Raw genomic sequence first — 26,487 nt, forward strand, 5'->3', positions numbered from 1 at the left:
CGCTTACGAGTAAAAAGGCATTGATTTTCTCTATCTCTCCATCGAAAATAAGAATAGGATAATACTGTAATAATATAAAATTAATGCTGATCTTTGTCAACAGGAAAAGAATCTGCGATTTATACTCGTGTGAATCGTAATATAAAAATATAGAGATGGACGTAAAAGATTGGACAAAAAATGTGATTAAACAGGCTGAAATCGATAAATACTTGGTCAATGGAAAAGATTTTATCGATGAAGTCGAGATATTTGAGGAGCTTGAACGCCAAAAAAATCCCGACAAGCAAAAGGTGCGTGATATTATAAAAAAGTCGTTGGAGATTAAGATTCTGACTCCTGCCGAAACGGCTACTTTGTTGAACGTGGAGGATCCGGAGTTATTGCTGGAGATGCAGGAAGCGGCCTTGGAAGTTAAAAGACGGGTATACGATAATCGTATCGTTTTTTTCGCTCCCCTGTATCTGTCGAATCTGTGTGTAAATAGTTGTGTGTATTGTGGTTTCCGTGCAGAGAACAAGGAGGAGAAACGGCATGTTTTGACTATGGATGAGGTACGCGAGGAGACGGCAGCCGTTATTGACGAGGGACATAAGAGGATGATAGCCGTTTACGGAGAACACCCGAAAAATAGTGCCGATTATATGGCTGATTCCATTTCAACGATCTATGCAACTAAACGGACGACTCCTACCGGGAACGGGTTTAATAATATTCGTCGGGTGAATGTGAATGCGGCGCCCATGGAGATAGCGGATTTAAAAAAGTTGTGGCGTGCCGGTATCGGTACCTATCAGGTATTTCAAGAAACTTACCACCGTGGACGTTATGCCGAACTACATCCGGCTCATACGATTAAAGGAAATTACGGGTGGAGGCTTTACGCGATGCACCGGGCTATGGAGGCCGGTATCGATGACGTTGCTATTGGAGCCTTGTTCGGTTTATACGATTGGCGTTTTGAAGTGATGGGCTTATTGTATCATGCTTTGGATCTGGAACGGCAATTCGGTATAGGACCTCATACGGTTTCCTTCCCTCGAATGCAGCCTGCTCCTGGATCTTTTATTAGTGAACATTCACCATATTTGGTAACGGATGAGGCTACAAAGCGGTTGGTAACTGTTATACGTCTGGCTATTCCTTACACGGGATTGATCGTGACGGCCAGAGAGAATCCCGAGTTCAGGAGAGAGTTGATTCATATGGGATGTACGCAGACTGATGCTTCTTCTAAAATAGGTATTGGAGCCTATTCGAAGAAATTGCGTCAAGAGGAGAATTCGGATAAAGTCCAGTTTATGCTGGGAGACCAGCGAAGCTTGGATGAGGTGATTCGGGAATTGGCCCAGGATGGAATGATAACCTCTTTCTGTACGGCCGGTTATCGTTGCGGGCGTACGGGAGACAAGATTATGAATTTGTTGGAAAAAGGTGTGGAGGGAAAATTTTGTAAGCTGAATGCCGTCTTGACGTTCCGGGAATATCTGAATGATTATGCTTCTCCTGAAACCAAAGCGATCGGAGAACAATTGATTGAAAGGGAATTGCAGGAGATAGAACACACCTCTTTCTTTACGGATAAGAAGTTATTACCCACGTTCAAATCCTATTACGATCGTATAGCTAAAGGGGAACGTGACTTATACATGTAGTAAAGGACTCTTTAATATTAAAATTGCCTTTTTGATTCATTCAAAAAGGCAATTTTAATGTAATGCGTTCGGCTTCTTTTTGTCTTTTAATCCTCTCTTTTTCTCCTCGCCGGAAAACATATATTAAACCGTAATATTCACATTTCTTACGACGTTCCTCCTCGTCCTCTATTTCCATGTAATAGTTTTCTATTTCATTCCATAAGGTTAAAATATACTCATCCGCTTCACTACGGAATTGAGCTACTTCTGCGCAACAACGTGCCGAGTTCTGTTGGAATTGTTTTTGAGAAGCATATCCCTGTTTAAAATTTTCATAATTGACTTTTACTAAAGCGATGGAAGGGCTATAGACAGGATTACCTCCTCCGTTACGGGTCCGTTCCTGTTCTCCGTTGATGATCTTGGCTCCCCATTCCAATAAATCCTGTTCGCTAATCAGGGGAGGAAGTTTCGAATTGTTTTCATCTAACCCGTAAAAGGTTCTGGCCGAGGATTTCAATTCTCCGCGGGCAATAGTAAAATTCAATACCTGTAAAAAATGGGATATGTATAATTTTGCTTTTCTGGTGTATTCAGCGTATTTTCGGCTGTTAACGTTTTGTTTGTCTCTCGCGACCTGTGAATTGGTAATGGCCGTTTTGAATTTGGGTAAAAAGAACTCTATTTTTTGTTTCAACGAAGGAGAAAAAGGCAAATCGTTGAAATCCGAGGATGCTTCGTTCTTCAATGCTGTTTCCAAAGCACGTATCCTGGCCGCATCCGTATTGGGTAATCTTCTGTAAGGCATGATATTCCTATAATTATAAAGTATGACAAGTTCTAAATGCGAAGGTATGAAAAAAAGATGTGGGAATCAATAATTCGTACAATGAGTTTTGTTAAATTTGACTGAGTTTCAATTTTATTCCGGAATTGTGTTTTTGTAATGGGAATAATTTTCGAGGATATTATTTACAAAATCATAAGCTTGTTTGCCGTCACAATACCCATGCCGGATTAATGTATCCCGATAGAACTCGGGATTGGACTTGTGGAGTAGAAAGTAATCGACATTATTATTCCATACATAGGGATTCTTATTGTACGCTTCGGCTAATTTCATCGCATCTATGACATGTCCGGGGCCGGCATTATACGCAGCTAACGTGAATTTGATCAGGTCTTCTTTTTTCAACGGGTATTTGGAAAATATTTTTTCCAAGCGTTTGAGATAAGTTGTTCCTGCGCGGACATTATCCTTAGGATTGGTATAATCTTCGATACCGAGAGTGAGGGCTGTTTCCGGCATGACTTGCATTAATCCTACGGCTCCTAACCATGAGACGGCTTCCGGATTAAATCCGGATTCTTGGAAAATAATAGCGGCCAATAATCGCCAATCCCATCCCATCGTTTGGGCTGCTTTTTTTATGATGGGATCAAAACTCGATATCTTGCCGTTTTTTAATTTGTAGTATTTGGAATTGTGCAGGGAGGTCACGTAGCTACTATTGAAATATCGGTTGTATAGAACATTGAATTTGCCGCTTTTTTTAATGTTGTTTAACCACGCGTTTAGTTCGTCGGTAAGGAGAATTCCGTTTAATGCAGTCCCCCAGGCAATGGGAAATTCGTCGGATAGGCCCAGGCTGTAATCCAGATAAGGCATGTAATGTGCGGCTATTTTGGCAATATTATGGTCTGTAACGGTAAATTCCGCTTCCATGTTTTCTACCATGACCAGAATGTCTTCATACGTCGCCTCCGTTAGGGGAGAGATATTGAATTCCGAATGTAACGAGTCTTTCAACTGTTGTAAAAAATCTTCATAGAAAGTACCTTTTTGGATGTAAATGTCTTTACCCGATAGTTGCGATAGCGAATCGACGTGTTCCTTTCGTTTTTTATTTTGTACAAGTACACTATGGGTTTTGAATAGAGGATTCGTGAAAAGGATTCTTTTCTTCCGGTTTTCGGTGACGGATAGACTCATGGCAATCAGATCGTATTTCCCTTCGTTTAATTCCTGAATGCACTCTTCCATGTCCGAGTTTACTTCGACATGCAGCTTTACTCCGAGATATTCGGCAAAATCTTTGACGAGTTCGTAATGAAAGCCTTTTGTGACGCCTTTGTAAACATAGTAGTCGGTCGTGTTATAGTAAGTGCAGACATTCAATACGCCTCGCTTCGTGATTTCTTCCAATAGACCCGACCGGGGAAATACAAAAGGCTCCTTTTGTTTTACTTTGCAAGCGTTTAAGCAGCATAAGAAAAACAAGATGTATGTAATCTTTTTTACAACGTACATACAACAAATATAGGAAATGATCTGTAAATTATCAAATTAGTCAAAGAAATTCCATCTTAAACCAAATTTTACGGTTGCCGGTCCGATGGCGTAATTGGTAGCCGAAAGGTAGTTCCGGTTGCCGAAGAATTCATTGAAATGATCGTATTTGACAAAAATATCCGCCCGTTTTATATTTAACGTGAGGAATACGTCCATCTTGGGATAATTGCCGATTTTCTCTTTTCTTTGGTTATAAAATTGCATGATGGAGGGCATATAGGCGTCTGCATAGAACTTGGTCGTGTAGAAAACATCGATACCGAATTGCAGGCCTAACACCCTTTTGAATAGACGATTTTGATAATAGTTGTGGGAATATAGGGCAATCTGGGGAAGTGCAAGTATATCTTCCTTATTGCTGACCTGATAGTAGACTTTTTGATCGAAATAAAAATTGCCTAACCTGAAATTTTGTTTTACCCAAGCCGTGAATATCATTAAGTTCCCGTCGTATTGCCGGGGCATGGCAGTCGTATCCAGATAGATGTATCCTTTGGTATTGTTTAAGGCGATGCCGACTTCTGTACGGCGACGAATATTCCGGTATTTTCCTTGTAGTTGGTAGGAATGAATTTTTCCGAAGTTATTTTTCCAGATGTTATGATTTCCCATGTAAAGCTCATAAAATGGGTTGGGGGTTTTATTTTCCAATGATGCATTGATCGTTACCGACGAATTTTTTCCCCGGTTCAGGTATTGTGTGATCTCTCCCTGTAAGTTATAATCCGTATTGTAGTCGCCGAATAAACAGTAGGCGGCCCATATGTCGAAATTAAACAGGGAGTTGGTGTCTACGTTAAAGGTTCCGGCTGTCAAATAAGTCCCCGTGTACTTACTGCTTCCGAAATCGTTCGTTGTCGTATCCTGATCTATATTGATTCGTTGGTGATAATTCAGGTACTTGAAATTTAATCCGGCGTATATACCCGGTAAGTATTTGTACTTGGGATGTTCATTCACGATGAGTTTGGTCGTGATCTCGAACCGTTTGTTGTTGACGATATCCGCATTGGACATGCTGTCGATATAAGTGTTCGGGAAAAAAGATGTTTCTACGGATTTCTCCTTGAATTTGTACTGGTTATCTTGCACATTAAAGGATAATACCGCTTTCATCGGATAGACGATGGTCGTGTCCGTACGGGCGGAGTCCCGTTGGGTAACGATCTCTTTTCCCTTCCCGATGTTGTATTGGCCTAAAGTATAAAGATTGAAATTATAAAAATTGTTTCGAGGTTCACTGACGAGATTCGTCGGGATTAATTGCGAATCCAAGGTCGTATCCCGTAAAAAGTAGAGATCCTGAATTCCTCCGTTTTCAGTATAGTGGCCGACATTTTGGTTGATGAAAAAAGATATGGCTACCCGTTTTAGCTCGTAAGAAGAAAAGAACGAGAGATTATAGGTTTTGGACTTTTGGTAAGAGTAAGCCCCGAGTCCCGATATGATATTGTAGCGGAAACCGGCACTCCAATAAGGACGGATGTTTTGGACGTGCCATACGTCTAACAGGTCTTCTGATTTGGTACGGCCTCCTCCGTTGAAGTAGTTGAGTTGGGTGAAAGGGGTTGTCGTGTTGTATTCCAAGGCGTCTTCCGGTTTGAATATATAAGCTCTTACCCGGTTCAGAGGGAAAAAATCTTCGCTTTCGATCCGGTTGATAAAGATATTGGATTCATAGGCCGAAGGTAAATTGCCCAAGTAGGTATTGGAGACGCTTTGTTTAAATATGGGATTGAAGTTTTGGATTCCATCCGTAAGAGTGTCCAAAGGGATGAATTTTTTATAAACACCGTTGTGCATCCATCTCCAAGTCATACGATAATGTTTGACATCGGGCTTTTCTACGGAATCTTGTTCCATTCTTCTGTCCCGGGGATCTCTTTCCTCCTCGTTGTCATAGTCATAATCGCTCTGTGCCAGCGATATGATAGAGCTTAGACAAAATATGATGATATAAAATAATTTTTTCATGGCCTGCAAATATACAGAAACTTTTAAAACTCTCATAAATTAATTACCTTTGCGACTCGTATGTTAAATAATTTTAGTATGGATAAGAATCATCTCGTATCAGAAGAAGAGAATGAAGTGAAATCATTGAATTTCATAGAACAGATCATGGAAGAGGAGCTGGCAGAGGGCAAGAACGGAGGACGGGTGCACACGCGTTTTCCGCCGGAACCTAACGGTTATTTACATATCGGCCACGCGACGTCGATTTGTCTGAACTTCGGTTTGGCGGCCAAATACAACGGGAAATGCAATTTACGTTTCGATGATACCAACCCGTCGAAGGAGGATGTGGAGTATATTGATTCGATATTGGGGGATATCCGGTGGCTGGGATTTCAATGGGAAGGAGAACCTCATTACGCTTCTGATTATTTCCAACAATTGTATGATTGGGCGGAAAAGATGATTATGGAGGGAAAGGCTTACGTGGACGATCAACCGGCAGAAGCAATCAGCGCCCAACGGATGACGCCTACCGAACCGGGAGTAAACAGTCCTTACAGGGACCGGACTCCGGAAGAAAATCTGGATTTGTTCCGGAGAATGAAAAGCGGAGAGTTTCAGGCCGGAGAGAAAGTGTTGCGGGCCAAAATAGATATGGCCTCTTCTAATATGTTGATGCGCGACCCGATCATGTATCGTATTATGCACGTGGCTCACCATCGTACCGGCGATCAATGGTGTATTTATCCCATGTATGATTTTACGCACGGGCAAAGCGATTACCTGGAAGGGATCACTCATTCCATATGTACCTTGGAATTTGAAGTACATCGACCGTTATACAATTGGTTTTTGGATCAGTTGATCGAAACCGAATATCGTCCCCGGCAGATCGAATTCGCTCGTCGCAATCTGAGTTATACGGTGATGAGTAAACGTCGTTTGTTGGAGCTGGTGCAGAAGGGAATCGTGGCCGGATGGGACGATCCCCGCATGCCGACTATCTCCGGTTTGCGTCGGGCCGGGTATACTCCCGAATCCATTCGTAATTTTGCCGAAAAAGTGGGCGTTGCCCGCCGGGAAATAGTCGTGGATATGGCCTTGTTGGAGTTTTGTATACGGGAGCATTTGAATAAGGTGGCCCCTCGGGTAATGGCCGTGTTGGACCCCGTGAAGGTAGTTATCGATAATTATCCGCAAGGACAGACTGAATACGTGGAGATCGAAAATAACCCGGAAGACGAGAGTGCCGGAACACGGGCAGTCCCTTTCTCCGGAGAACTCTATATCGAGCGGGATGATTTTATGGAGAATGCTCCGAAGAAGTTTTTCCGTATGACGATCGGAAATGAGGTCCGTTTAAAGGGAGCTTATATCGTAAAATGCGAAAGCGTGGAAAAAGATGAGGAGGGAAACGTGACGACAATCCATTGTACGTATGACCCGGATACGCGGAGTGGTAGCGGGATCAATAGCAACCGGAAAGTAAAGGGGACTTTGCATTGGGTTTCCGCGGCGGAAGCTATCGATGCGGAGGTGCGATTGTACGATCGCCTGTTCAAAGATCCGGATCCTGCCGGGCATAAAGATATTGATTTTAAGGAATTTTTGAATGAAAACTCTTTGAAGGTGCTTACTCGTTGTAAGCTGGAACCGAGTTTGAAAGAGGTGAAGGAGGGAGATCGTTTCCAATTCCAGCGACTGGGATATTTTTGTGTGGACAAGGATTCGCAGCCGGGGAAATTGGTGTTTAACCGTACCGTGGGATTGAAGGATACTTGGGCAAAACAGAATAGTTAATTACTTGATATTAATGAGATGTACGATTTGCAATGCCGGCTTTTTCCGGCGATTGTAAATCGTAATTTGTACTTTAAAATTAAAACTAAATGTTGTCGAAAAAGAAAGTTGTATCGGAAGTCAGGGCATATGTATTGATTACGATAGGTCTGATGATGTATGCTTTTGCCGTGACCGCCTTTTTAGCTCCTCAAAAGATTGTAGGAGGCGGGGTGACGGGTATAGCTACGATTATTTATTTTTTATCGAATGAGTTGATTCCTATCGGTGTCAGCTATTTCGTCATCAATTTCTTGTTGGTGGCTATCGCCATGAAGATATTGGGTCCCAAGTTCGGAATTAAGACGATCTACGCGATATTCATGAGTTCTTTTCTATTGGGAATACTGCAGAGTTATATCCGGGAACCTCTGTTGGAAGACCGTTTCATGTGTGCCATCATCGCCGGTATCATGTGCGGTGCCGGAATCGGAATTTCTCTGGTAAACGGGGGAAGTACGGCAGGAACGGATATCATAGCCATGATCATAAATAAATACCGGAATATCAGTCCGGGTAAGATTATCATGTATATCGATGTGGTAATCATCGGTTGCAGTTATTTTATCGAAGGGAGTTTTCAGGATATTATGTACGGTTACGTGGTCATGGGAGTGGTTTCTTATACCATCGATATGGTATTTACCGGGCAGATGCAATCCGTGCAATTCCTTATTTTTTCGGATAAATACGAGGAGGTGGCTAATTCCATTACCCATGATCTGAAGCGGGGGGTGACTGTTTTGGATTGTTTGGGCTGGTACACGGGATCGGCCCGGAAAATGTTGGTAGTGGTGGTCCGTAAAAGCGAGATGCAAAATATCATGCGGGTGACCAAATTGGTCGATCCGGAGGCGTTTTTAACCATGAACACGGTAATGGGGGTTTACGGTAAGGGATTCGATACCTTAAGACCTTAACCCTGAATATTATTTTAAAAAATCCTCCCCGATCTGTTATTGCAAACCGGGGAGGATTTTTATGACTGTTTATGTTTGCGGAAGCGGTTATTAGATGTAAAGATTAATGTAAAAATAGTATGATAAAGTTTTTTGTAATGGTTATTTTCTTTTTCCCTTTGCTTTTGCTGCAAAGTAAAGAGGAAGGGAGTATTCCGGTGTATGTTTTGATCGGGAAAAATTCGGTGAATATTCAATATGTTGAGGAATATGACAGTTGTAGACAACATACTACTTATTGGTTCAGTTTTAAGGATACATTTGATTTAGAATGCACTTTTGTTCGCTATACCAATATGCGGGAAGATTATTTAAATGATACATTAATCAAATCCCGTTCTTTTTTGGATAGTATCTCTTATTATGATGAAAAATGGTTGTTGTCTTTCCCAAAGTCGATATTTTAGATAATTGGAGGAACCGGATTTATGTGATTGATACAACCAGCTTAGGACGAGACTCGATTGTTTTGCGCCGGTTTGATTTTTCGGCAGAAGAACCTACGGATGATGTCATCATGGAGGAGGAATTTAAATTTAATTAGATAATTTATTTTTTCTTTGGATCGTCCTTAGTTGTGCTTAAGCGATGCGGGAAGATTTTTGTTTTATGATTTTTTGATTTTCATCAAGTCATCCTCCGTTATAAATCGTAAATCGTATTATCTTTGTAAGAGATATAAAATGGAGAGAGATGGAAATAAAGGTATTTGTAAATAATCCATGGCAAGAGAACACGGTCGTATTGTATGATGAGACGGGTGAGGCCGTGGTAATAGATTGCGGATGTTTTTCGGAAGAAGAACGTCTGCGGGTGAAGGATTTTTTAGCGGATCATCATTTGAAACCGGTTGCGTTGCTGGATACCCACTTGCATATAGATCATATTTTCGGGAACGATTTTATGTTTAATGAATACGGTTTGTCGGCTCAAGCTCATCCCGCGGATGCTTTTTGGGTAGAGGATGCGGAAAAGTATGCGGCTATGTTGGGGGTACGGGGGATTACTCCGCCACCGGCCTTGGGTGATTTTTTGGAAGACGGCCAGATCGTTCGTTTCGGTCATTCGGAATTGGAAGTCATTCATGTCCCCGGTCACTCTCCGGGTGGCGTTTGTTTTTATAGCAAAAAGGATAAGTTGTTGATTTCCGGTGATGTGCTGTTTGAGGGGAGTGTCGGACGGGCGGATTTACCGGGTGGCAATATGGCGGAACTTTTGGATGGGATACGTGCTAAATTGTTTGTTTTACCCGATGATGTACGGGTTATTCCGGGACATGGAAGGGAGACAACGATCGGAGCGGAAAAGAGATATAACCCTTTTTTTCAGGTTTGAGATGAAAACGATTGGAATTATGGTGGCCATGAGTTCGGAATACGAGCTGGTCAGGTCGCTTTTAACGGGAAAGCAAGAGAAAGAGCATCATGGGATATGTTTTTTGGAAGGACAGGTAGAGGGGTGTCGGGTTGTTTTGGTGAAGTCGGGGATCGGTAAAGTATGCTCGGCCGTGGGAACGGTTCTGTTAATTCGGGATTATGTTCCGGATGTCATTATCAATACCGGGGTGGCCGGGGGAATCGATCCGCTTACTCGGGTGATGGATATTGTGGTCGGAAAGCAGATGGTATATCACGATGTTTGGTGCGGAGAAGGAAATGAATACGGGCAAGTACAAGGATTACCGTCCCGGTTTGTATCGGATGAGGAGCTTTATCGGGTTGCGTTGGATATTCCTCATGAAGGACAGGTATATGGCGGGTTGATTTGTAGCGGGGATCAGTTTATTACGGATCAGGCGGCTTTAGCTAAAATAAAAAAGAGATTTCCGGAGGGTTTGGCCGTGGACATGGAATCCTGTTCTATCGCTCAGGTCTGTTATTTGATGGATATTCCTTTTTTAAGTTATCGTATCATTAGCGATACCCCTGGAGTGGAGAATCATTCCGGACAATATCGAAACTTTTGGGAAGAGGCCCCTAAACGTTCTTTCGCGATGTTGAAAGAGTTGATTACGCGTGTCGGAAAAATGAAAGCAAGGATATAAAATGGAAGAATAATGGAAAAGATACCGAGTTTTACTATAGATCATATTCGTTTGTTAAGAGGAATATATGTTTCTCGGAAGGATACAGTCGGAAACGAGCTGGTTACGACCTTCGATATCCGGATGAAAGAGCCGAACCGGGAACCGGTATTGGGCCAAGGAGAGTTGCATACCATCGAACATTTGGCAGCCACTTATTTGAGAAATGACCCGCAATGGAGAGATAAAATTATTTTCTGGGGTCCGATGGGTTGTTGTACCGGAAACTATTTCTTGGTAAAAGGGGATTTGGAGCCTCGGGATATTGTGGAATTGATGCGTGAGACCTTCCGGTTCATCCGGGATTTTGAGGGTGAGATTCCGGGAGCGGCACCTAAGGATTGCGGAAATTATTTGTTACATAATTTACCTATGGCCCGATATGAAGCGGCTAAATACCTGACGGAGGTCTTGGATGTGATTGAAGAAAAAAATATGGTATATCCGGAATAGTATGAAATGGATTTGGGGAATAGTGCTGCTGTTATGTATTGTCGCTTGCGGTACAAAGCAGGATAAATCCAAAAATATCAGTGTGAGCATATTGCCGCAAAAATATTTTGTAGAGCGTATCGCGGGGGATTTCGTACGAGTGAACGTGATGATTCCGCCCGGCGCCAATCCTGCTATAAGCGATTTGACATCCGAGCAGTTGAAAATGCTGAATAATAGTTCTCTCTATTTTGCAGTCGGGTATTTGCCGTTCGAGCTTACTCATATTTACTCCTTATTGAAAAACAGGAGGGATATTCAACTGATAAAACATACTGACGCTATCGAGCTTCCGGAAAAGGAGTTTCCGGCGCATAAACATGGAGACGTGGAAAGTTTGGACCCGCATATTTGGATGTCGCCAACTTACGCCAAACAGATGGCTCGAACCATACGGGACGTTTTGAGTGATAATTTTCCGGAAAAAAAGAATCTTTTTTCGGAAAATTGCGATCGCTTTATGCAGGAGATAGATAGTGTGGATCGGGAAGCCCGTCGGATTATTTTATCCAAACGGCATAAATTGTTTTTGATATATCATCCGGCTTTAACTTACTTTGCCCGGGATTACGGAATGGAACAAATAGCGATAGAAGACGAGGGTAAAGAGCCTAATCCGGTTCATGTGAGGGCGATTATTGATCGTAGCCGGGAAAAGGGAGTGCGGGTTGTTTTTATTCAGAGTCAGTTCGATGAGGCTAATGCGCGTGCTATCGCTACGGAGATCGGGGGAGAAGTGATAGCAATTGATCCCTTGAGTCCGGATTGGAAGGAAGAGATGATCTCCTTGTTAAAAATCATCGATCAAAAGATGGATTGATATGAATGAAATTCTGGAATTAAAAGGAATAAGTGCGGGATATGAAAATCATGTCGTTTTGCGGGGAGTAAATCTAACCATTCATGACAATGATTTTATCGGTATTATCGGACCAAACGGAGGAGGAAAGACCACTTTATTAAAAGTCATTTTGGGTTTGATGAAACCGTTTTCCGGGGAGATTATTTATCATACCTCCAAGCAATCATTATTTGGTTATCTGCCGCAAAACAGTCGTTTTGATGTTCGTTTCCCAATTAGCGTGGAAGAAGTTGTGTTGTCCGGGTTGATGTCAGAAAAGGGAGTATGGAAAACCTATTCGAAAGAAGATCGGTTGAAAGTAAAGGAGTTACTTGATACTTACGGAATGGGGGCATATCAGAAAACACCTATCGGGGATCTGTCTGGAGGACAAATGCAGCGGGTGTTTTTGTGTAGAGCTATTATTTCATCTCCTAAAGTGTTGATTCTGGATGAACCCTCAACTTACGTGGATTCCAATTTTGAGAAGGAGTTTTACGAATTATTGGAAGAGTTGAATAAAAAGATGAGTATCGTGATGGTTTCCCATGATTTGGGGATGATATGTTCTTACGTGAAAACGATTGCCTGTGTGAATGGGGGCTTACATTATCATGAGTCGAATCTGATTTCTCAGGAACAGTTGAAGATGTATAATTGCCCGATAGAGTTGATCTCTCACGGGACGGTGCCTCATCGGGTGTTATTGAAACACGAGAAAGACGGGGAGTAAAAATTAGAGATGGGGAATGATATGAAATACAACTTATTAATAATCATGAAAATATCATATTTTTAGAATCTAAAATCTACAATTGTAAATTTAAAATTAGAAGATGTTCGATTTATTGGAGTACGGATTTTTTCAGAATGCCTTAGCCGGAACGATATTAATCGGGATAAGCTGCGGTTTGATAGGAACTTATATCGTGGCTAAGCGAATGGTTTTTATTAGTGGGGGAATCACTCATGCTTCCTTCGGAGGTTTGGGATTAGCTTATTTTTTGGGTATCTCACCCCTTTTCGGTGCTGCTGTATTTGCTTTGATTGCCGCTTTCTGCATTTTGTATTTATCCGATAACAAGCGTTTCAAAGAAGACTCTTTAATCGGTATATTTTGGTCGGCCGGAATGGCTATCGGAGTACTGTTTATCTACTTGACACCGGGCTATGCTCCGAATCTCCTTTCTTATCTTTTCGGTAATATATTGACTATTACCGGGGATCAACTTATGATGGCATTGTTGCTCTGTGTAATGATTTTTCTTTTTTTTATGAAGTTTTATCGTCCGCTTTTTTATATCGCTTTCGATAAAGAGTACAGTCGGACCCATTATATCGCTCTTTCTTCGATAGAGATCGGAATTACGGCCTTAATTGCTCTTTGTATCGTTCTTTGCATGAAGTTGGCGGGAATCATTCTTGTTATCTCTTACCTGACCATGCCTCAGGCTATCGGAGGTATGTTTTATAAAAATTTCAAACAACAGTTGATACTCTCTACCTTAATTAGTTGTTTAGGATCTGTCGTGGGACTTTTTCTTTCCGCTTTTTTGGAGATCCCTTCCGGGGCTGCTATTGTCCTCTGCTTTTTAGTCGTTTTTCTGTTCTGCTATTTGATTAGACGCAAAAAGTGAATCCCGGGCACGGTTCTCAAGCGTACCCGGGGTATTGTTATTTACTTGATGTAGTTTTGTGCGAATTGGCGTCCGGCACGTAAGGCTTTTAGATTCATTTCCACGATGTCGGCTCCTTTCCGTTCGAAGATTGCTGCAATTCCTTTTTCGAGGTATTCGAAAGGAATCTCGATAAAGGGTGATGCGGCTCCTAACATGACAAAATTACTGGCTCTGACGTTTCCGGCTGCTTCTTTTGCGATGGTATCGGCATCGATGATTACCTGGTGAGGTAATGCCTTTAATGTTTTCATCAGCTCTTCGGTATCCGGGTAGTTCGGAATATTGATGAACGGCGTGGAGTTGGTTACCACGTATCCGCCTTGTTTCAGGTAAGGCAAATAACGTAAAGCTTCCATAGGTTCAACCGAAAGAATGATGTCGGCTGAGCCTTTGGCAATCAGATCGGAGAAGATCGGTTGATCCGATATTCTCATATAGGATTGAACATCCCCGCCCCGTTGGCTCATCCCGTGGGTTTCGGCCTGTTTCATGTATAAATTATTGGTGAGGGCCGCGGAACCTAAAGCGGCAGCGATTGACAATATACCTTGTCCTCCTACACCGGCTAATATGATATCTGTCTTCATGATTTTTAATTTTAAAATGGATTTCCAATTGATCCGTTATCTTTTATTTTTTCTTTTTCTTAGCATCGCGGGAAGCTTTCTGGATACAAACTCTTCTCGGAATGATCACGGATACACCCTTGTATTCTATCTCGTCGCGAATAATCTTACAAAGTTCATCGTGGTTTTTCGGAACAGGAAGCAAAACCCGGATGTGTTCCGGCTCTACTCCAATACCGCGACAGATGGCTTCAAGATGTCCTAAGGCGGAGGATTCCTGTCCTCCAGTCATAGAGATGGATTCGTTGTCTGAAATAATGATGGTAATGTTGGATTTTTCATTTACGGCATCCAAAAGCCCCGTCATCCCCGAATGGGTAAAAGTAGAGTCTCCGATAACGGATACGGCGGGATATAATCCGGCGTCCGCTGCACCTTTGGCCATAGTGATAGAGGCTCCCATATCTACGCAGGAGTTAATGGCTTGGAAAGGAGGAAGGGCACCTAAGGTATAACATCCGATGTCCGAGAAAACCCTTGCGTTGGGATATTCGGCCACGACGGCATTTAACGCGTTATATACATCCCGGTGGCTGCAACCTACGCATAAAGCGGGCGGGCGGGGGGCTACTATTTCCGGTACGGGAGCTCCTTCCGTTACGGGTATTCCGAAAGCCTTGGCGATCCAATCCGGATTCAATTCTCCGTCGCGGGGAAGCGTGCCGTCCAAGCGTCCGTGTACTTCTTCTTTTTCCAGGTATCCTTTTAGTAATTCTTCCATGATAGGATATCCCTCTTCGATTACCAGAAGTTTTTCACAGCTTTCAGCCAATCGGGTAATCATTTTTCTGGGGAGGGGATACTGACTAACCTTAACTACCGGATAAGGGCATTTTCCTTTAAATACTTCCATCAGGTAATTGTAACCGATACCGCAGGCAATAATCCCCATGGATTTGTCGGCCCCGTCGATGTAGCGGTTGAATGCGGAACGGTCGGATTCTTCTACGAAAGCGGTTTGTTTTTCTAATAATATCTTGTATCTTTTTTTTGCGATGGCAGGTAATAATACGAATTGGCGTTTGTCTTCCGGCAGGTGCAAGTCGTTTTCCTTGACGGCCTCTCGGGTTTCGACTCCGGCACGGGAGTGAGCCAGGCGAGTAGTGATACGCATCATTACGGGGGTTCCCATTTTTTCGGAAAGTTCAAAACCGTAGCGGGTCATTTCGTATGCTTCCTGTTGGTTGGAGGGTTCTAACATGGGAATGAGTGCGAACTTTCCGTAAGCGCGGGAGTCTTGCTCGTTTTGAGAAGAGTGCATGGACGGATCGTCGGCAGCCGTGACCACCATTCCGCCGTTTGCCCCGGTAATAGCCGAGTTCATGAAACAATCGGCAGCGACGTTCATTCCCACGTGTTTCATACAAACCAATACTCTTTTACCGGCGTAAGACATACCCAAAGCAGCCTCCATGGCTGTTTTTTCGTTAGCGGACCACATCCTGTGAACGTTACGGGCGATAGCCTGTTTGGATTCTTGAATGTACTCAGTGATCTCTGTTGATGGGGTTCCGGGGTAAGCGTATACTCCGGAGATTCCTCCGTCTATAGCACCTTGTGCAATAGCTTCAACACCTAATAATAGTTGTTTTTGCATAGTGATAAGATTATGATATTAAGTTTTTGTTGATTTTTATAATGGAAAAACGGTTTCACGATCTACAATCGTGAGACAACGGGGCGTTCGGTTTATAGTCCTCCGAACAGTTTAAGAACGCCTACAATGTAAGCTAATACGAAATAATACTCTGACGGACGATACATCACGCGTTATTTAAAACGTTTTCAATACTCATTTCGGTGCTAATGTAGCATTATTATTTAACAAGAGCAAATTTTTATATCGTTTTACCTGATAACTCTATTTTAAGCATCCAACGAGTCTGAAAAATAAAAAAATAGAGTCAAATACCTGTTTTTCTTGAGGGAATTCGTTAATTTCGACCAATTAATCACTGAGATCATGTTTAAACGTATAGAGAGGTCATTTTCGGCTAAGTTGAGTTTTTATTTGATAGCCTCTATGACTGTTTGGGCGATTGTTATGTTTGGTGTTTTTTATCACTATGCCGTGTTGAAGTTGGAGCGGGATGTAGACGAGCGAATATGGAATATTGCTGAAAAATCAGATTTGCGATTGACCACTCTTTTGCGAGGGGTGGAGAAAATTCCGAAAAATATGGCTTGGATGATATCCAATGGGTTCTTGGATGCGGATTCTATCTTCAGTGTTACTCGCCGGGTGGTGGAAGACAACGATGAAGTTTTTGGTTGTGCCATTGCTTTTGAGCCGAATTATTTCAAGTCTAAAGGATATTATTTTGCTCCTTATTCTTACATGAGCCGGGATTCGGTGATAACCGTTCAGTTGGGAGATGTCGCCTATAACTATTTTGAAATGAGATGGTATGCCCGTTCCAAGAAATTCGGTATATCGCGATGGAGTCAGCCTTATAGGGAGTTTGGGGATCATGATATAATTACATCCACGTATTCCGTTCCGATGTACGATAGGAAGAGACGTTTTATCGGTATTTTCTCTGTCGATTTGTCGACTAATTGGTTGACCGATCTGGTGGATTCTATTAAGCCGTACCCGAGTAGTTATGCTATTGTTATTGATAGCTTAGGGAATTATATTGTTCATAAGAGGGAGAAAAATATGGTGGAACGGACCATTTTCGACGTGGCCGAGGCGATGTCCGATACGACGGCAATGTTGGTTGCCAAGCGGCTTGCGGCGGGTAAAAAAGGGAAGATGCGGATGTTGGATAACGATGAAGATGCCTATGTATATTATATGCCTTTAAATGCGACCGAATGGTATATGGCAATCGTTTGTCCCTACCAGGAGATCTATCGCGAATTTTTTCAGTTTAATGTTATCTTATGGGTGGCTTTTTTGATTATAATATTGATGCTTTACATCATAAGTTCCGGAACGATTAGGCGTCTGACTGCTCCGTTGAAAGATTTCGCTCAATCGGCCCGGACGATAGCCTTAGGAAGGTTTGATACGCCTTTGCCCGTCATCCATTCGAGGGATGAGATGGCAGAGTTGCGGGATTCGTTTGAATACATGCAGCAACAATTGACGATGTTTATCGAGCGCTTACAGCAGACCACTTCGGCAAAAGAAAAGATAGAGAGTGAATTGCGAATTGCTCACGATATTCAGATGGGGTTACTTCCTAAACCGGCTGTTGCCTGTCCCAAATGGGAAGGGGTGGAACTTTATGCCGTTCTGAACCCCGCGCGACAGGTCGGGGGTGATTTTTACGATTACTTTGTAATTGGAGACGAACTTTGTTTTGCGATAGGGGATGTGTCGGGAAAAGGAGTTCCGGCTTCTTTATTGATGGCTACTACATTGAGTTTGATGCGTTCCATCTCCTTTTCGAATTTCGAACCTCAATACGTGACGAATTTTATCAATCAGGGGTTATTGCGTTCGGGACAGCCGGATCGGTTTGTCACTTTTTTCGTCGGAATGCTTCATTTGAAGAGCGGGAAGTTTAAATTTTGCAATGCAGGTCACTCTTTACCCGTTATGATCCAACCGGACCATTCGGTTCGGATTATGGAGATGGAACCGAGTCTTCCTTTAGGCATATTGAAGGAGTACGAGTATAAGGAGTACAATTGTTCATGGGAGCCGGGAGCAAAGATGTTGCTCTATACGGACGGAATTACGGAAGCGGAGAATGTCGGACATAAGCTTTATTCGCGAGAGCGACTGTTGGAAACGATTCGAAACCATGCTTCTTCCTCTTCGAAAGGAATGATCGAAGCCATTCTGATCGATGTCAATGAGTTTGTTTCGGGAGCCCTTCAATCTGACGATCAGACCTTGTTAAGTATATCTTTTTATCCGGAAACAGAAGAATAGACGACCTTGTTCGTGCATGAATAAGGTCGCCTGTCCCATGTCATTTTTTTAACGCTACGGCCATTCTTTCGATCCCCCAAATCAGTAAGAACCCGAGGACGCACATGAGTACGGCTTGCCATGTATAAGGATCGCTTACCTGCATTTGTTCGAAGGTATGGGGCAGAACATTTTTTTCCGTTTCGAATATCTTTCCGTTGATGAATTCCGGATTGTTGATTTTCCAGGGCCATATTTTATTCAAAGATCCGATCATAAACCCGATCAATAACGCAACCGTCAGTCCGTGATAATTTTTTAATAGCCAAGAAAGTAAATGAGAAAACGCGATTAATCCGGAAACGGCTCCTACTAAAAAAATAAGTAGTATACCGATATTGAAATTACTAACGGCGGTGATGATATATTCGTATTTCCCGAGTAAAAGGAGAATGAACGCTCCGGATATTCCGGGTAGGATCATGGCACAAATGGCTATAGCTCCCGAGAGTAAGATAAACCACCAGGTCTCCGGTGTCGTGGTTGGGGTAAGTACCGTGATCGTGTAGGCTATTACACCTCCTGCTAATAACGAGAGTACGGTAAAGGTGTTCCAGTTTTTAACTTCTTTAAAAACTAAAAAGGCGGAGGCTATGATTAGTCCGAAGAAAAAAGACCAGACATGAATAGGATATGTTTCTAACAGGAATTTCATTAGTTTGGCTAAGGAGAATATGGATATAGCTATTCCGGCAACCACGGAAAATAAGAAATTACCGTTTATATGTTTCCATAATTCTTGCCATCTGAAGGTGAACAGAAGTCGTAAAGCTTGTAAATTAATGGAGCGAATGGAGTTGATTAATTCTTCATATATTCCGGTAATAAAAGCAATGGTGCCTCCGGATACTCCCGGTATGACATCAGCCGCACCCATCGCACATCCCCGCAAGACAAGTAATAGATAGTTTCTTTTTTGCATATATTTATATTAAAAATGTTTTTTCGCTTATACGCTGAACACGTTGCGATGTTCAAAGCGCAGCAAGTCAAATACGGTTTTTACCGGGGTAAAAGTTGACAAGGGAACTTCGACGAAGAGCGTGTTCCAGTTTGCCATGGCTCCATTCCAAAGTCCGGGTAATTCCTGAACTTCGATTTCCTGGCCTTCATAAGATTTTTTGGAGATGAATCCTTGTGTCGCATCGATGAACTCATTTAAATCGAATTTTTTTCCGCGATAATTATAAGTACTGCATACGATATCTACCGGATTGAAATGAGTCGCTTTGGAAAATATTTTTTTCTGTTCCTTATCCTTTAGATCGATTTGGGCACTTTCCAAGATCATTAGGCGGCTTCCCGTATCGTCGCCGACCCAGAAAGGTCCTCCTCCGGGTTCTCCTTCATTTTTAACCATGCCACATACGCGAATGGGGCGATCCAGTAAATGTTTCAGGTATTTGATTCGCTCTTTGGCAGAGGAGAATGTAAATCCTTCCTTTAGTTTGTACCCTAAATTCTCACTTATGAAGTTTTCGATCTCGTTCAATTTTTCTTCCGTTAAATTATTCCTGTTTTTAGTCAGAATCTTCAGGTAACCGAATACTTTTTCCTGGATATCGAGCAATAGTCCGGCTAAGATCTTTTTGTATTTGATCGTGTCGGCTTTGTTCCTGTCCGGAGCTACGTTGTCGATATTTTTGATAAAGATCAACTCTTCTTTCAAATCGTTCAGGTTATGGATTAAGGCTCCGTGTCCTCCCGGCCGGAAAACGATGTTTCCCTGGGCATCGCGTAAAATATTTCCATCTGCATCCAAACTAATCGTATCCGTTGAGGGCTTTTGAAGGGAAAAAGAGATCTTGTATTTTATGTTGTACTCTTTTTGGTAATCCTTTAGAATGTTTTTTAACAGTAGTTTGAATTTACCGAGGTGCTCTTCGGAAACTGTAAAGTGCAGATTGGCTGTTTTCCCGTTGTTACAATACAATGCGGCTTCCACGAGATGCTCTTCCAATGCGGTTCGGATATGATCCTGGTAAATATGAAAATCAATAAGGCCCTTGGGTGTCGAATTGTAATTCAACCCTTTTTCTGTCAACAGGTACTCTAAGATTTCAGAGAATTGATTTTTCCACAAAAGCTTATCGACATCTAACATGTCTTTATAAAGGGCTTCCTTCAGATGAGGATAGAAGGGGAATTCTTTTAGTTTTTCGAAGAAGGAGAATATGGTTCCCGGCTCTTTGTTTTGTCGGAAATTCAGGTAATCTTCGTCGCTTCCCGTGTAGGTATTATAGAATGTGTTTAAGGTTTTGAACATTCGCGAAGCGGAACCCGAAGCCGGAACCATTTTAACCATATCGAGAGCGTCTTTTTTATTTTCGAAGATTGAAATATAATTGTTTTCCTCTTCTTCTGTTAAACTTTTTATCCCGTTCCGAAGAGTGGCCGCATCTTGAAGTTTGACAAATCCGAAACCTTTCTTGAAATTTTCGATTTGTTTATCAATTTGTACGAGTTTGATGCCCCGGTGTCTAAATTGTTTAATATCGTTCTTTGTATACATAAATTTCAAATTTGAAAGGTTAGTAATAGTTCCGTAATGTACGAATGAATTGTGAAATAGTATGCGATTAATTGTTAAATTAAACAAAAAGCACGGCAGGGCCGCGCTTTTATTTAATTTTCATCTTCATCGTATAGGTCTTCTTGGTTGTCCAGCTCTTTTTCAAAGAAATCTTCTGCTTCTTCCAATAGACTTTCTACATCATCGATGCAAAGAGGCTCTTCGTCAATCCAGTAAATACGTTGATTACTATAGAAGCCGTCCATATCGCATTGTATGATACAACGAGGTTTTTCTGTATGTACAACATACAATAGATCAGATGCTTCCTGTGAATTGTCTGCGATGAGAAACTTCGGTAACATAATGTTTATTGTTTTAAAAATTCAAAGGCAAATATAAAGAATAATTGAAAATTGAAAATTGAAACCCGAAAATTATTTTCGGGTGAACGGGAAGTAGAGAAAAAAGCGTATCTTTAGGGCATAAAAAGAGATAGAATTTAAAGTTCAAGAAGGGAGGAACGGATGCTCTTTTGGGGTAACGTCATATATTCAAGGAGTTAACAATGATTGCATTAAAAATATTATCACAGGTTATTCCCGTATTGAACCGGGAAGATCGTTGTTCTCAAGCATTGGGGTGGATGGAAATTTTTAGAGTTTCTCATTTGCCTGTTGTTGAGGGAGATGAATATTTGGGGTTATTAGAGGATGAGACAATATATGCTCATGGAAATTTGGAAGACCCTATCGCATCTTTGGAGATTCACAGGGAGTCGACGTTTGTATATGAGGATACTTATATTTATGATATTGTCGGTGTGGCTTCAGCCGGAATGTTGTCCGTTATCCCCGTGTTGAGCCGGAGTGGAAAATACAGAGGAGTTATTCTGCCTGCTGATATTTTGTATCAGGTTGATCGCTTGTTAGGTGCTAATTTGCCCGGTGGGATTATTGTTTTGGAGGTAAATAATATTGACTATTCTTTAGCGGAGATCGCTCAAATTGTCGAGTATAATGAAGCGAAAGTCGTCAGTTGCTGTGTAACGGGAGGTGGGGATACTAACAAAGTGTATGTCGTCTTAAAAGTGAATACTTCTAATTTGGAACCTATACTGGAGACTTTCAACCGATACCAGTATTCGATAAAAATTACTTTTGTAAACGGCGAGGAGTACGGCGAAGAGTTGAGGGAGCGTTATGGTCAATTGATGAGATATATGGAGATGTGAAGAAGCATCTGATTAAATTTTGTAGGTGATATGAAAATAGCAATATTCGGGAGGGTGGTGGAAACTCATTTTTTCCCTTTTTTGGAGAGCATGTTGGAAGATTTAAGAAGGAGAGGAGCCGTGTTGAGTTGTTACCGTCCTTTTTATTCTTTTTTGGAGCGGCGGAGCGGGGATATGGCGAAGTATTTCGACTCCACTTTCGACGGGGTTTTGTCTAAAGGGGAGGTCGATGTGTTATTTAGCGTGGGAGGAGACGGAACTTTCCTGAACTCCGTTATCTATGTAAGGGATAGCGGTATACCTATTTTAGGCATTAACAGCGGGCGATTAGGTTTTTTGGCCAATATCGCTCAGGAGGAAATTTCTCGGGCCGTGGCGATGCTTTGCACTGGAGATTTTGAAATCGAACGGCGGGATCTGATCCACCTGGATATAGAAGAAAATCCGTTTTCTGATTTCAATTATGCATTGAACGAGGTTAGCGTGTTGAAAACGGAGCGATCTTCTCTTTTGAAAGTACACGCTTATATTGAAGGTGAATATTTGACCACTTATTGGGCCGATGGTCTGATTGTGGCGACTCCGACCGGTTCTACCGCTTACTCTTTGAGTGGCGGGGGGCCCATCGTGTCTCCTGCCTGCGACAATTTAATTCTGACTCCGGTAAGTCCTCATAATCTGAGCATCCGTCCCTTGATTTTACCGGGAAACGTGAGGGTCAAGCTACAAGTGGAAAGCAGGTCTGCAGACTTTATGCTGAGTTTGGATTCCAGGATGCATAAAATATCGAATATTCGTGAATTGTACATATCTTCGGGGAATTTTAAATTGAATGTGGTTAAAATGCCGGATCACAGTTATTATGAAACACTGAGGAATAAATTGCGGTGGGGTGAGGATTTGCGAAACGAAAAGTGAAAAATAGTAAAAAGTGTGAGAGGATATGGAGAACTCTTGTAAATTTGCAATCTCATCTGGTGAAAAATTATGATAGAAGAAATCAAACACAAAAGGAACGTGCCGGATCATGTGGCCATTATCATGGATGGTAACGGAAGATGGGCCAAGAGTCGGGGGTTGGAACGATGGCAAGGACATAAAGAGGGGGTGGATACGGTAAAAAGAGTTGTGGAGGCAAGTGGGGAAATCGGACTGAAATACTTGACTCTTTATACCTTTTCGATAGAAAATTGGAATCGGCCTAAGGAAGAGATAAGTATGTTGATGGGATTGATGGTTGATGCCATTCTTGCCGAGACGGACAACCTGATGAAGCAACAAGTACGGGTAATGGCTATCGGTAACCTGTCGGATTTGCCTGAAGCGGTATATCGGAAATTGAAAAATTTGATCGCTCTGACGTCGGAAAATACAGGGGTGACCCTGGTACTGGCATTGAGTTACGGAGCCCGATGGGAGCTTTTGGAGGCGGCGAAACATTTGGCTAAGGATTATAAGAGTGGGAAAATATCTGATTTAGAGAGTATTAATGATGAAAAATTCGCGTCATATTTGACAACGACCGGGATTCCGGATCCGGATTTGTTAATTCGGACAAGCGGTGAATGTCGGTTAAGTAATTTCCTTTTGTGGCAATTGGCGTACACGGAACTATATTTTATTGACAAATTTTGGCCTGATTTTGAAAAAGAAGATTTATATTTGGCCATTCGTAATTTTCAAAAACGAGAGAGACGCTTCGGAAAAACCGGAGAACAACTAAAAAAGTGAGTCAGATGATAGGAAAAACAGCGTTTGTACTGATATTTATATTTTGTTTTAATTGGGTTGAGGCCCAAGTTGCGGATTCGACAAAAAAAGAAATCGAGATTTATTATTCTGATCCTAAATCGTACGAGTTGGCCGGGGTGGAGATAACCGGTAGCGGCGGAGGTTATGATAAGGATATTTTATTACAGATGTCCGGATTGATTGTCGGACAAAGGATTACCATACCCGGAGATGCGATAACAAAAGCTATACGGAGATTATATGATCAGGGGATTTTTTCTGATATCTCTATCTCCGTGGACCGGATCGAAGGAGATAAAGTGTATCTGAATTTGTATATTCAAGGAAGTTATAGGCTTTCGAAAGTATTGTATGTCGGTTTGAAAAAATCGGAAGAGACAAAAGTACGGGAAAAATTAGCTCTTATGCCGGGTATCCAGGTAACAGAGAACACGAAGGTCAATATAAAAAGAGGTATTGAGAAATATTTAAAAGAGAAAGGGTATTACAATTCCTCTATCAAGATTATTCAAAGAGATGATCCTGCCGTGGAGGGGAGTGTGATATTGGATGTTATTGTCGAGAAGAATAGCAAAATTAAAATTTCCGATATTATTATTACGGGGAATAAAGAGATTAAAGCCCGGAAATTAAAAGCGGCGATGAAAAAAACAAAAGAAAAATCTTTTGTTAATTTCTTTAAATCCGCTAACTTTATAGAGAAAAATTATGACGAAGACAAATTTAATCTTCTGAGCAGATACAATGAAAAAGGGTATCGAGATGCCGTTATCCTGTCGGACTCGATCGTTCCGGTTTCGCCGAACAGGGTGAAGATTTATATTAATCTGGAAGAAGGGAATAAATATTATTTTAACGATATTACTTGGGTGGGTAATACCAAATACGAATCGTGGCGTTTATCTTCACTATTGAATATCAAGAAGGGAGATGTCTACAATAGCAAGTACCTCCAAGAACGGTTGTATATGGATGAGGATGCAGTAAGTAATATATACCAGAATAACGGTTATCTTTTTTCGAGACTGGATCCTATTGAAACGATTGTCGGCAATGATTCGATTAACTTGGAAATTCGTGTGATCGAAGGACCTCAGGCCACTATTAACAAGTTAATGATAAGGGGTAATACCCGTACGCATGAACATGTGATTCGTCGGGAATTATACACGTATCCGGGTGAGCTGTACAGTCGACAAGATGTTATTCGGAGTATTCGGGAATTGGCTAACATGGGTCACTTCGATCCGGAAAAGATCGATCCTAAATTCGAACCGCATCCGGAAGCCGGAACAACGGATATTATTTACAATGTATCAGAAAAACCCAATGATAAGATCGAGTTATCCGGAGGTTGGGGGGCCGGAATGATCATCGGTTCGTTAGGATTGACATTCAACAACTTCTCTATCCGGAATATTTTTAATTGGGATTCCTATCGTCCTTTACCGCAAGGAGATGGACAAACATTCAGTTTGAAAGCTCAAACGAACGGTAAGTATTATACCTCGTTCAGTATCTCGTTCCGGGAACCGTGGTTAGGAGGGAAGCGTCCGAACTCGCTGAGTGTTTCGGCCTATTTTTCCCGCCAGACAGGTTATTCCCGTAATTATTATAATTCTTATTACGTGAACTCCAATAAATCCAAGGATTTTTATAATTCGAGCGAGTTGATGTTGACTTACGGTATTAGTGTCGGGCTGGGACGGAGAATTACCTGGCCGGACGATTGGTTTACAATGTATAACGAGATCTCTTATCAACGTTACGAGTTGAAGAATTGGCCCTATTATATTTTTAGTGACGGAAATTCCAATAATCTATCTTTTGCAACCGTGTTGAAGCGGAGTTCGATAGATAACCCTTTGTACACGAAACAGGGAAGTGAATTTACCTTGTCCTTGGCTTTTACTCCTCCTTACTCTTGGTTTGATAATCGTGATTACGCGACGGAGAAGGACCGGATAAGGTATAAATGGATCGAATATCATAAATGGAAGTTTAGCGGGAAAGTTTATGTCCCTTTGACGGATGTGAACAAACCTCGTCCTTTGGTCCTTTATGCGTCCGTTCAATACGGTTACCTGGGACATTACGATAGTGATAAAAAATCCCCGTTCGAAGGATTCGAAATGGGTGGAGACGGAATGTCGGGATATAGCTTGTACGGTCGTGAATATATCGGGTTGAGAGGATACGAGAACGGATCGTTGACGAATGCGGGGTCGAGCTTTATTGCACCGAATGCCGCGGATGCGAGTCTTTATTCCAAGATTACCATGGAGATCCGTTATCCTATTTCGTTGGCACAATCGGCGACTATTTACGCGTTGGGATTTTTGGAGGCGGGAAACTCATGGTATAAATTAAAGGATTTTGAGCCTTTTAACCTGTATCGTTCTGCCGGGGTCGGTTTACGCGTATTTTTGCCTATGTTCGGTTTGTTGGGTATAGACTGGGGGTATGGATTTGATGAAGTGCCCGGTCGTCCGGGAGCTGCCGGATCGCAAATACACTTTGTACTCGGTCAGGAATTTTAGTTGACATAATCTTTTTTTTGTAATTTGTTAGGTTAGATTAATAAGATAAAAGA

At 41.9% G+C, this 26,487-nt stretch carries 23 protein-coding genes; 15 read left to right on the plus strand and 8 right to left on the minus strand.

The window, feature by feature from the left end:
* Positions 1-155: 155 nt before the first annotated feature.
* Positions 156-1,655, plus strand: coding sequence for a [FeFe] hydrogenase H-cluster radical SAM maturase HydG (hydG, locus tag PGR74_RS06505; protein ID WP_082032919.1), 1,500 nt, complete (start codon positions 156-158; stop codon positions 1,653-1,655).
* Between the two features lie 40 nt (positions 1,656-1,695).
* Here hydG and PGR74_RS06510 read toward each other — a convergent pair whose 3' ends face one another.
* The 3 genes from PGR74_RS06510 to PGR74_RS06520 form a co-directional block, all read right to left on the minus strand.
* The gene (locus PGR74_RS06510) at positions 1,696-2,445 is read right to left on the minus strand and encodes a hypothetical protein (protein WP_041504319.1); all 750 of its coding nucleotides are present in this window, start codon (positions 2,443-2,445) and stop codon (positions 1,696-1,698) included.
* Between the two features lie 114 nt (positions 2,446-2,559).
* Positions 2,560-3,948 carry a transglycosylase SLT domain-containing protein gene (locus PGR74_RS06515; protein WP_110688809.1) on the minus strand — a complete coding sequence of 463 codons (1,389 nt, stop codon included), beginning with the start codon at positions 3,946-3,948 and terminating at the stop codon, positions 2,560-2,562.
* Between the two features lie 36 nt (positions 3,949-3,984).
* Positions 3,985-5,964, minus strand: coding sequence for a putative porin (locus PGR74_RS06520; protein WP_041504462.1), 1,980 nt, complete (start codon positions 5,962-5,964; stop codon positions 3,985-3,987).
* Between the two features lie 78 nt (positions 5,965-6,042).
* Here PGR74_RS06520 and PGR74_RS06525 point away from each other — a divergent pair, with 78 nt between their 5' ends.
* The 9 genes from PGR74_RS06525 (at position 6,043) to PGR74_RS06565 (ending at position 13,800) form a co-directional block, all read left to right on the plus strand.
* Entirely contained in the window at positions 6,043-7,749 is a 1,707-nt protein-coding gene (locus tag PGR74_RS06525) for a glutamine--tRNA ligase/YqeY domain fusion protein (RefSeq protein ID WP_052634815.1), read from the plus strand.
* An 89-nt stretch (positions 7,750-7,838) separates the two neighbouring features.
* Positions 7,839-8,708, plus strand: coding sequence for a YitT family protein (locus PGR74_RS06530; protein ID WP_041504321.1), 870 nt, complete (start codon positions 7,839-7,841; stop codon positions 8,706-8,708).
* A 119-nt stretch (positions 8,709-8,827) separates the two neighbouring features.
* Entirely contained in the window at positions 8,828-9,154 is a 327-nt protein-coding gene (locus PGR74_RS06535; protein WP_041504322.1) for a hypothetical protein, read from the plus strand.
* A 286-nt stretch (positions 9,155-9,440) separates the two neighbouring features.
* Positions 9,441-10,082 (plus strand): MBL fold metallo-hydrolase, encoded by a 642-nt coding sequence (locus PGR74_RS06540; RefSeq protein WP_041504323.1) that lies wholly within the window; start codon positions 9,441-9,443, stop codon positions 10,080-10,082.
* Between the two features lies 1 nt (position 10,083).
* Positions 10,084-10,791 carry a 5'-methylthioadenosine/adenosylhomocysteine nucleosidase gene (locus tag PGR74_RS06545; RefSeq protein WP_041504324.1) on the plus strand — a complete coding sequence of 236 codons (708 nt, stop codon included), beginning with the start codon at positions 10,084-10,086 and terminating at the stop codon, positions 10,789-10,791.
* A gap of 12 nt (positions 10,792-10,803) precedes the next feature.
* Complete coding sequence (locus tag PGR74_RS06550; protein ID WP_041504325.1) at positions 10,804-11,283, plus strand: S-ribosylhomocysteine lyase; 480 nt, start codon at positions 10,804-10,806, stop codon at positions 11,281-11,283.
* Position 11,284: 1 nt separating this feature from the next.
* Positions 11,285-12,142 (plus strand): metal ABC transporter solute-binding protein, Zn/Mn family, encoded by an 858-nt coding sequence (locus PGR74_RS06555; RefSeq protein ID WP_041504326.1) that lies wholly within the window; start codon positions 11,285-11,287, stop codon positions 12,140-12,142.
* Position 12,143: 1 nt separating this feature from the next.
* Positions 12,144-12,896, plus strand: coding sequence for a metal ABC transporter ATP-binding protein (locus tag PGR74_RS06560; protein WP_041504327.1), 753 nt, complete (start codon positions 12,144-12,146; stop codon positions 12,894-12,896).
* A 103-nt stretch (positions 12,897-12,999) separates the two neighbouring features.
* A complete protein-coding gene (locus tag PGR74_RS06565) occupies positions 13,000-13,800 on the plus strand; it encodes a metal ABC transporter permease (RefSeq protein ID WP_041504328.1) in 801 nt (266 codons plus the stop codon).
* Positions 13,801-13,841: 41 nt separating this feature from the next.
* Here PGR74_RS06565 and PGR74_RS06570 read toward each other — a convergent pair whose 3' ends face one another.
* The gene (locus tag PGR74_RS06570; protein ID WP_041504329.1) at positions 13,842-14,429 is read right to left on the minus strand and encodes an indolepyruvate oxidoreductase subunit beta; all 588 of its coding nucleotides are present in this window, start codon (positions 14,427-14,429) and stop codon (positions 13,842-13,844) included.
* A gap of 43 nt (positions 14,430-14,472) precedes the next feature.
* Positions 14,473-16,065, minus strand: a complete 1,593-nt coding sequence (locus tag PGR74_RS06575) for a thiamine pyrophosphate-dependent enzyme (protein WP_041504330.1) — start codon at positions 16,063-16,065, stop codon at positions 14,473-14,475.
* A 366-nt stretch (positions 16,066-16,431) separates the two neighbouring features.
* On the opposite strand from PGR74_RS06575, the gene PGR74_RS06580 reads away from it, so the two are divergent.
* Positions 16,432-18,357: a SpoIIE family protein phosphatase gene (locus PGR74_RS06580; RefSeq protein ID WP_041505127.1), complete on the plus strand. Its 1,926-nt coding sequence runs from the start codon at positions 16,432-16,434 to the stop codon at positions 18,355-18,357.
* Positions 18,358-18,397: 40 nt separating this feature from the next.
* Here PGR74_RS06580 and PGR74_RS06585 read toward each other — a convergent pair whose 3' ends face one another.
* The 3 genes from PGR74_RS06585 to PGR74_RS06595 form a co-directional block, all read right to left on the minus strand.
* Positions 18,398-19,318: a DUF368 domain-containing protein gene (locus PGR74_RS06585; protein ID WP_041505128.1), complete on the minus strand. Its 921-nt coding sequence runs from the start codon at positions 19,316-19,318 to the stop codon at positions 18,398-18,400.
* 27 nt (positions 19,319-19,345) lie between these two features.
* Positions 19,346-20,908 carry a DUF4301 family protein gene (locus PGR74_RS06590; protein WP_270516855.1) on the minus strand — a complete coding sequence of 521 codons (1,563 nt, stop codon included), beginning with the start codon at positions 20,906-20,908 and terminating at the stop codon, positions 19,346-19,348.
* 113 nt (positions 20,909-21,021) lie between these two features.
* Positions 21,022-21,273 carry a hypothetical protein gene (locus tag PGR74_RS06595; protein ID WP_041504334.1) on the minus strand — a complete coding sequence of 84 codons (252 nt, stop codon included), beginning with the start codon at positions 21,271-21,273 and terminating at the stop codon, positions 21,022-21,024.
* 203 nt (positions 21,274-21,476) lie between these two features.
* Here PGR74_RS06595 and PGR74_RS06600 point away from each other — a divergent pair, with 203 nt between their 5' ends.
* The 4 genes from PGR74_RS06600 to PGR74_RS06615 all read left to right on the plus strand — a co-directional run bounded on the left by PGR74_RS06600 (position 21,477) and on the right by PGR74_RS06615 (position 26,434).
* On the plus strand, positions 21,477-22,142 hold the full coding sequence (locus PGR74_RS06600; RefSeq protein ID WP_041504335.1) for a CBS domain-containing protein: 666 nt from the start codon (positions 21,477-21,479) through the stop codon (positions 22,140-22,142).
* 30 nt (positions 22,143-22,172) lie between these two features.
* On the plus strand, positions 22,173-23,060 hold the full coding sequence (locus PGR74_RS06605) for an NAD kinase (protein ID WP_041504336.1): 888 nt from the start codon (positions 22,173-22,175) through the stop codon (positions 23,058-23,060).
* A gap of 69 nt (positions 23,061-23,129) precedes the next feature.
* Positions 23,130-23,873: an isoprenyl transferase gene (locus PGR74_RS06610; RefSeq protein ID WP_041504337.1), complete on the plus strand. Its 744-nt coding sequence runs from the start codon at positions 23,130-23,132 to the stop codon at positions 23,871-23,873.
* Between the two features lie 5 nt (positions 23,874-23,878).
* Positions 23,879-26,434, plus strand: coding sequence for a BamA/OMP85 family outer membrane protein (locus PGR74_RS06615; protein WP_041504338.1), 2,556 nt, complete (start codon positions 23,879-23,881; stop codon positions 26,432-26,434).
* Positions 26,435-26,487: the final 53 nt, after the last annotated feature.

It is taken from the genome of Sanguibacteroides sp. AM78-02pH3A (assembly GCF_027666085.1).
Lineage (GTDB): Bacteria > Bacteroidota > Bacteroidia > Bacteroidales > Marinifilaceae > Gabonibacter > Gabonibacter massiliensis.

What these genes read in the sequence shown, in the direction of transcription:
- PGR74_RS06515 (WP_110688809.1), bottom strand. Translation starts at nt 3,948, where the DNA reads ATGTACGTTGTAAAAAAGATTACATACATCTTGTTTTTCTTATGCTGC.
- PGR74_RS06525 (WP_052634815.1), top strand. Translation starts at nt 6,043, where the DNA reads ATGGATAAGAATCATCTCGTATCAGAAGAAGAGAATGAAGTGAAATCA.
- PGR74_RS06565 (WP_041504328.1), top strand. Translation starts at nt 13,000, where the DNA reads ATGTTCGATTTATTGGAGTACGGATTTTTTCAGAATGCCTTAGCCGGA.
- PGR74_RS06585 (WP_041505128.1), bottom strand. Translation starts at nt 19,318, where the DNA reads ATGCAAAAAAGAAACTATCTATTACTTGTCTTGCGGGGATGTGCGATG.
- PGR74_RS06600 (WP_041504335.1), top strand. Translation starts at nt 21,477, where the DNA reads ATGATTGCATTAAAAATATTATCACAGGTTATTCCCGTATTGAACCGG.
- PGR74_RS06610 (WP_041504337.1), top strand. Translation starts at nt 23,130, where the DNA reads ATGATAGAAGAAATCAAACACAAAAGGAACGTGCCGGATCATGTGGCC.
- PGR74_RS06590 (WP_270516855.1), bottom strand. Translation starts at nt 20,908, where the DNA reads ATGTATACAAAGAACGATATTAAACAATTTAGACACCGGGGCATCAAA.
- PGR74_RS06540 (WP_041504323.1), top strand. Translation starts at nt 9,441, where the DNA reads ATGGAAATAAAGGTATTTGTAAATAATCCATGGCAAGAGAACACGGTC.
- PGR74_RS06570 (WP_041504329.1), bottom strand. Translation starts at nt 14,429, where the DNA reads ATGAAGACAGATATCATATTAGCCGGTGTAGGAGGACAAGGTATATTG.
- PGR74_RS06555 (WP_041504326.1), top strand. Translation starts at nt 11,285, where the DNA reads ATGAAATGGATTTGGGGAATAGTGCTGCTGTTATGTATTGTCGCTTGC.
- PGR74_RS06615 (WP_041504338.1), top strand. Translation starts at nt 23,879, where the DNA reads ATGATAGGAAAAACAGCGTTTGTACTGATATTTATATTTTGTTTTAAT.
- PGR74_RS06550 (WP_041504325.1), top strand. Translation starts at nt 10,804, where the DNA reads ATGGAAAAGATACCGAGTTTTACTATAGATCATATTCGTTTGTTAAGA.
- PGR74_RS06545 (WP_041504324.1), top strand. Translation starts at nt 10,084, where the DNA reads ATGAAAACGATTGGAATTATGGTGGCCATGAGTTCGGAATACGAGCTG.
- PGR74_RS06520 (WP_041504462.1), bottom strand. Translation starts at nt 5,964, where the DNA reads ATGAAAAAATTATTTTATATCATCATATTTTGTCTAAGCTCTATCATA.
- PGR74_RS06605 (WP_041504336.1), top strand. Translation starts at nt 22,173, where the DNA reads ATGAAAATAGCAATATTCGGGAGGGTGGTGGAAACTCATTTTTTCCCT.
- PGR74_RS06535 (WP_041504322.1), top strand. Translation starts at nt 8,828, where the DNA reads ATGATAAAGTTTTTTGTAATGGTTATTTTCTTTTTCCCTTTGCTTTTG.
- PGR74_RS06580 (WP_041505127.1), top strand. Translation starts at nt 16,432, where the DNA reads ATGTTTAAACGTATAGAGAGGTCATTTTCGGCTAAGTTGAGTTTTTAT.
- PGR74_RS06530 (WP_041504321.1), top strand. Translation starts at nt 7,839, where the DNA reads ATGTTGTCGAAAAAGAAAGTTGTATCGGAAGTCAGGGCATATGTATTG.
- PGR74_RS06510 (WP_041504319.1), bottom strand. Translation starts at nt 2,445, where the DNA reads ATGCCTTACAGAAGATTACCCAATACGGATGCGGCCAGGATACGTGCT.
- hydG (WP_082032919.1), top strand. Translation starts at nt 156, where the DNA reads ATGGACGTAAAAGATTGGACAAAAAATGTGATTAAACAGGCTGAAATC.
- PGR74_RS06595 (WP_041504334.1), bottom strand. Translation starts at nt 21,273, where the DNA reads ATGTTACCGAAGTTTCTCATCGCAGACAATTCACAGGAAGCATCTGAT.
- PGR74_RS06575 (WP_041504330.1), bottom strand. Translation starts at nt 16,065, where the DNA reads ATGCAAAAACAACTATTATTAGGTGTTGAAGCTATTGCACAAGGTGCT.
- PGR74_RS06560 (WP_041504327.1), top strand. Translation starts at nt 12,144, where the DNA reads ATGAATGAAATTCTGGAATTAAAAGGAATAAGTGCGGGATATGAAAAT.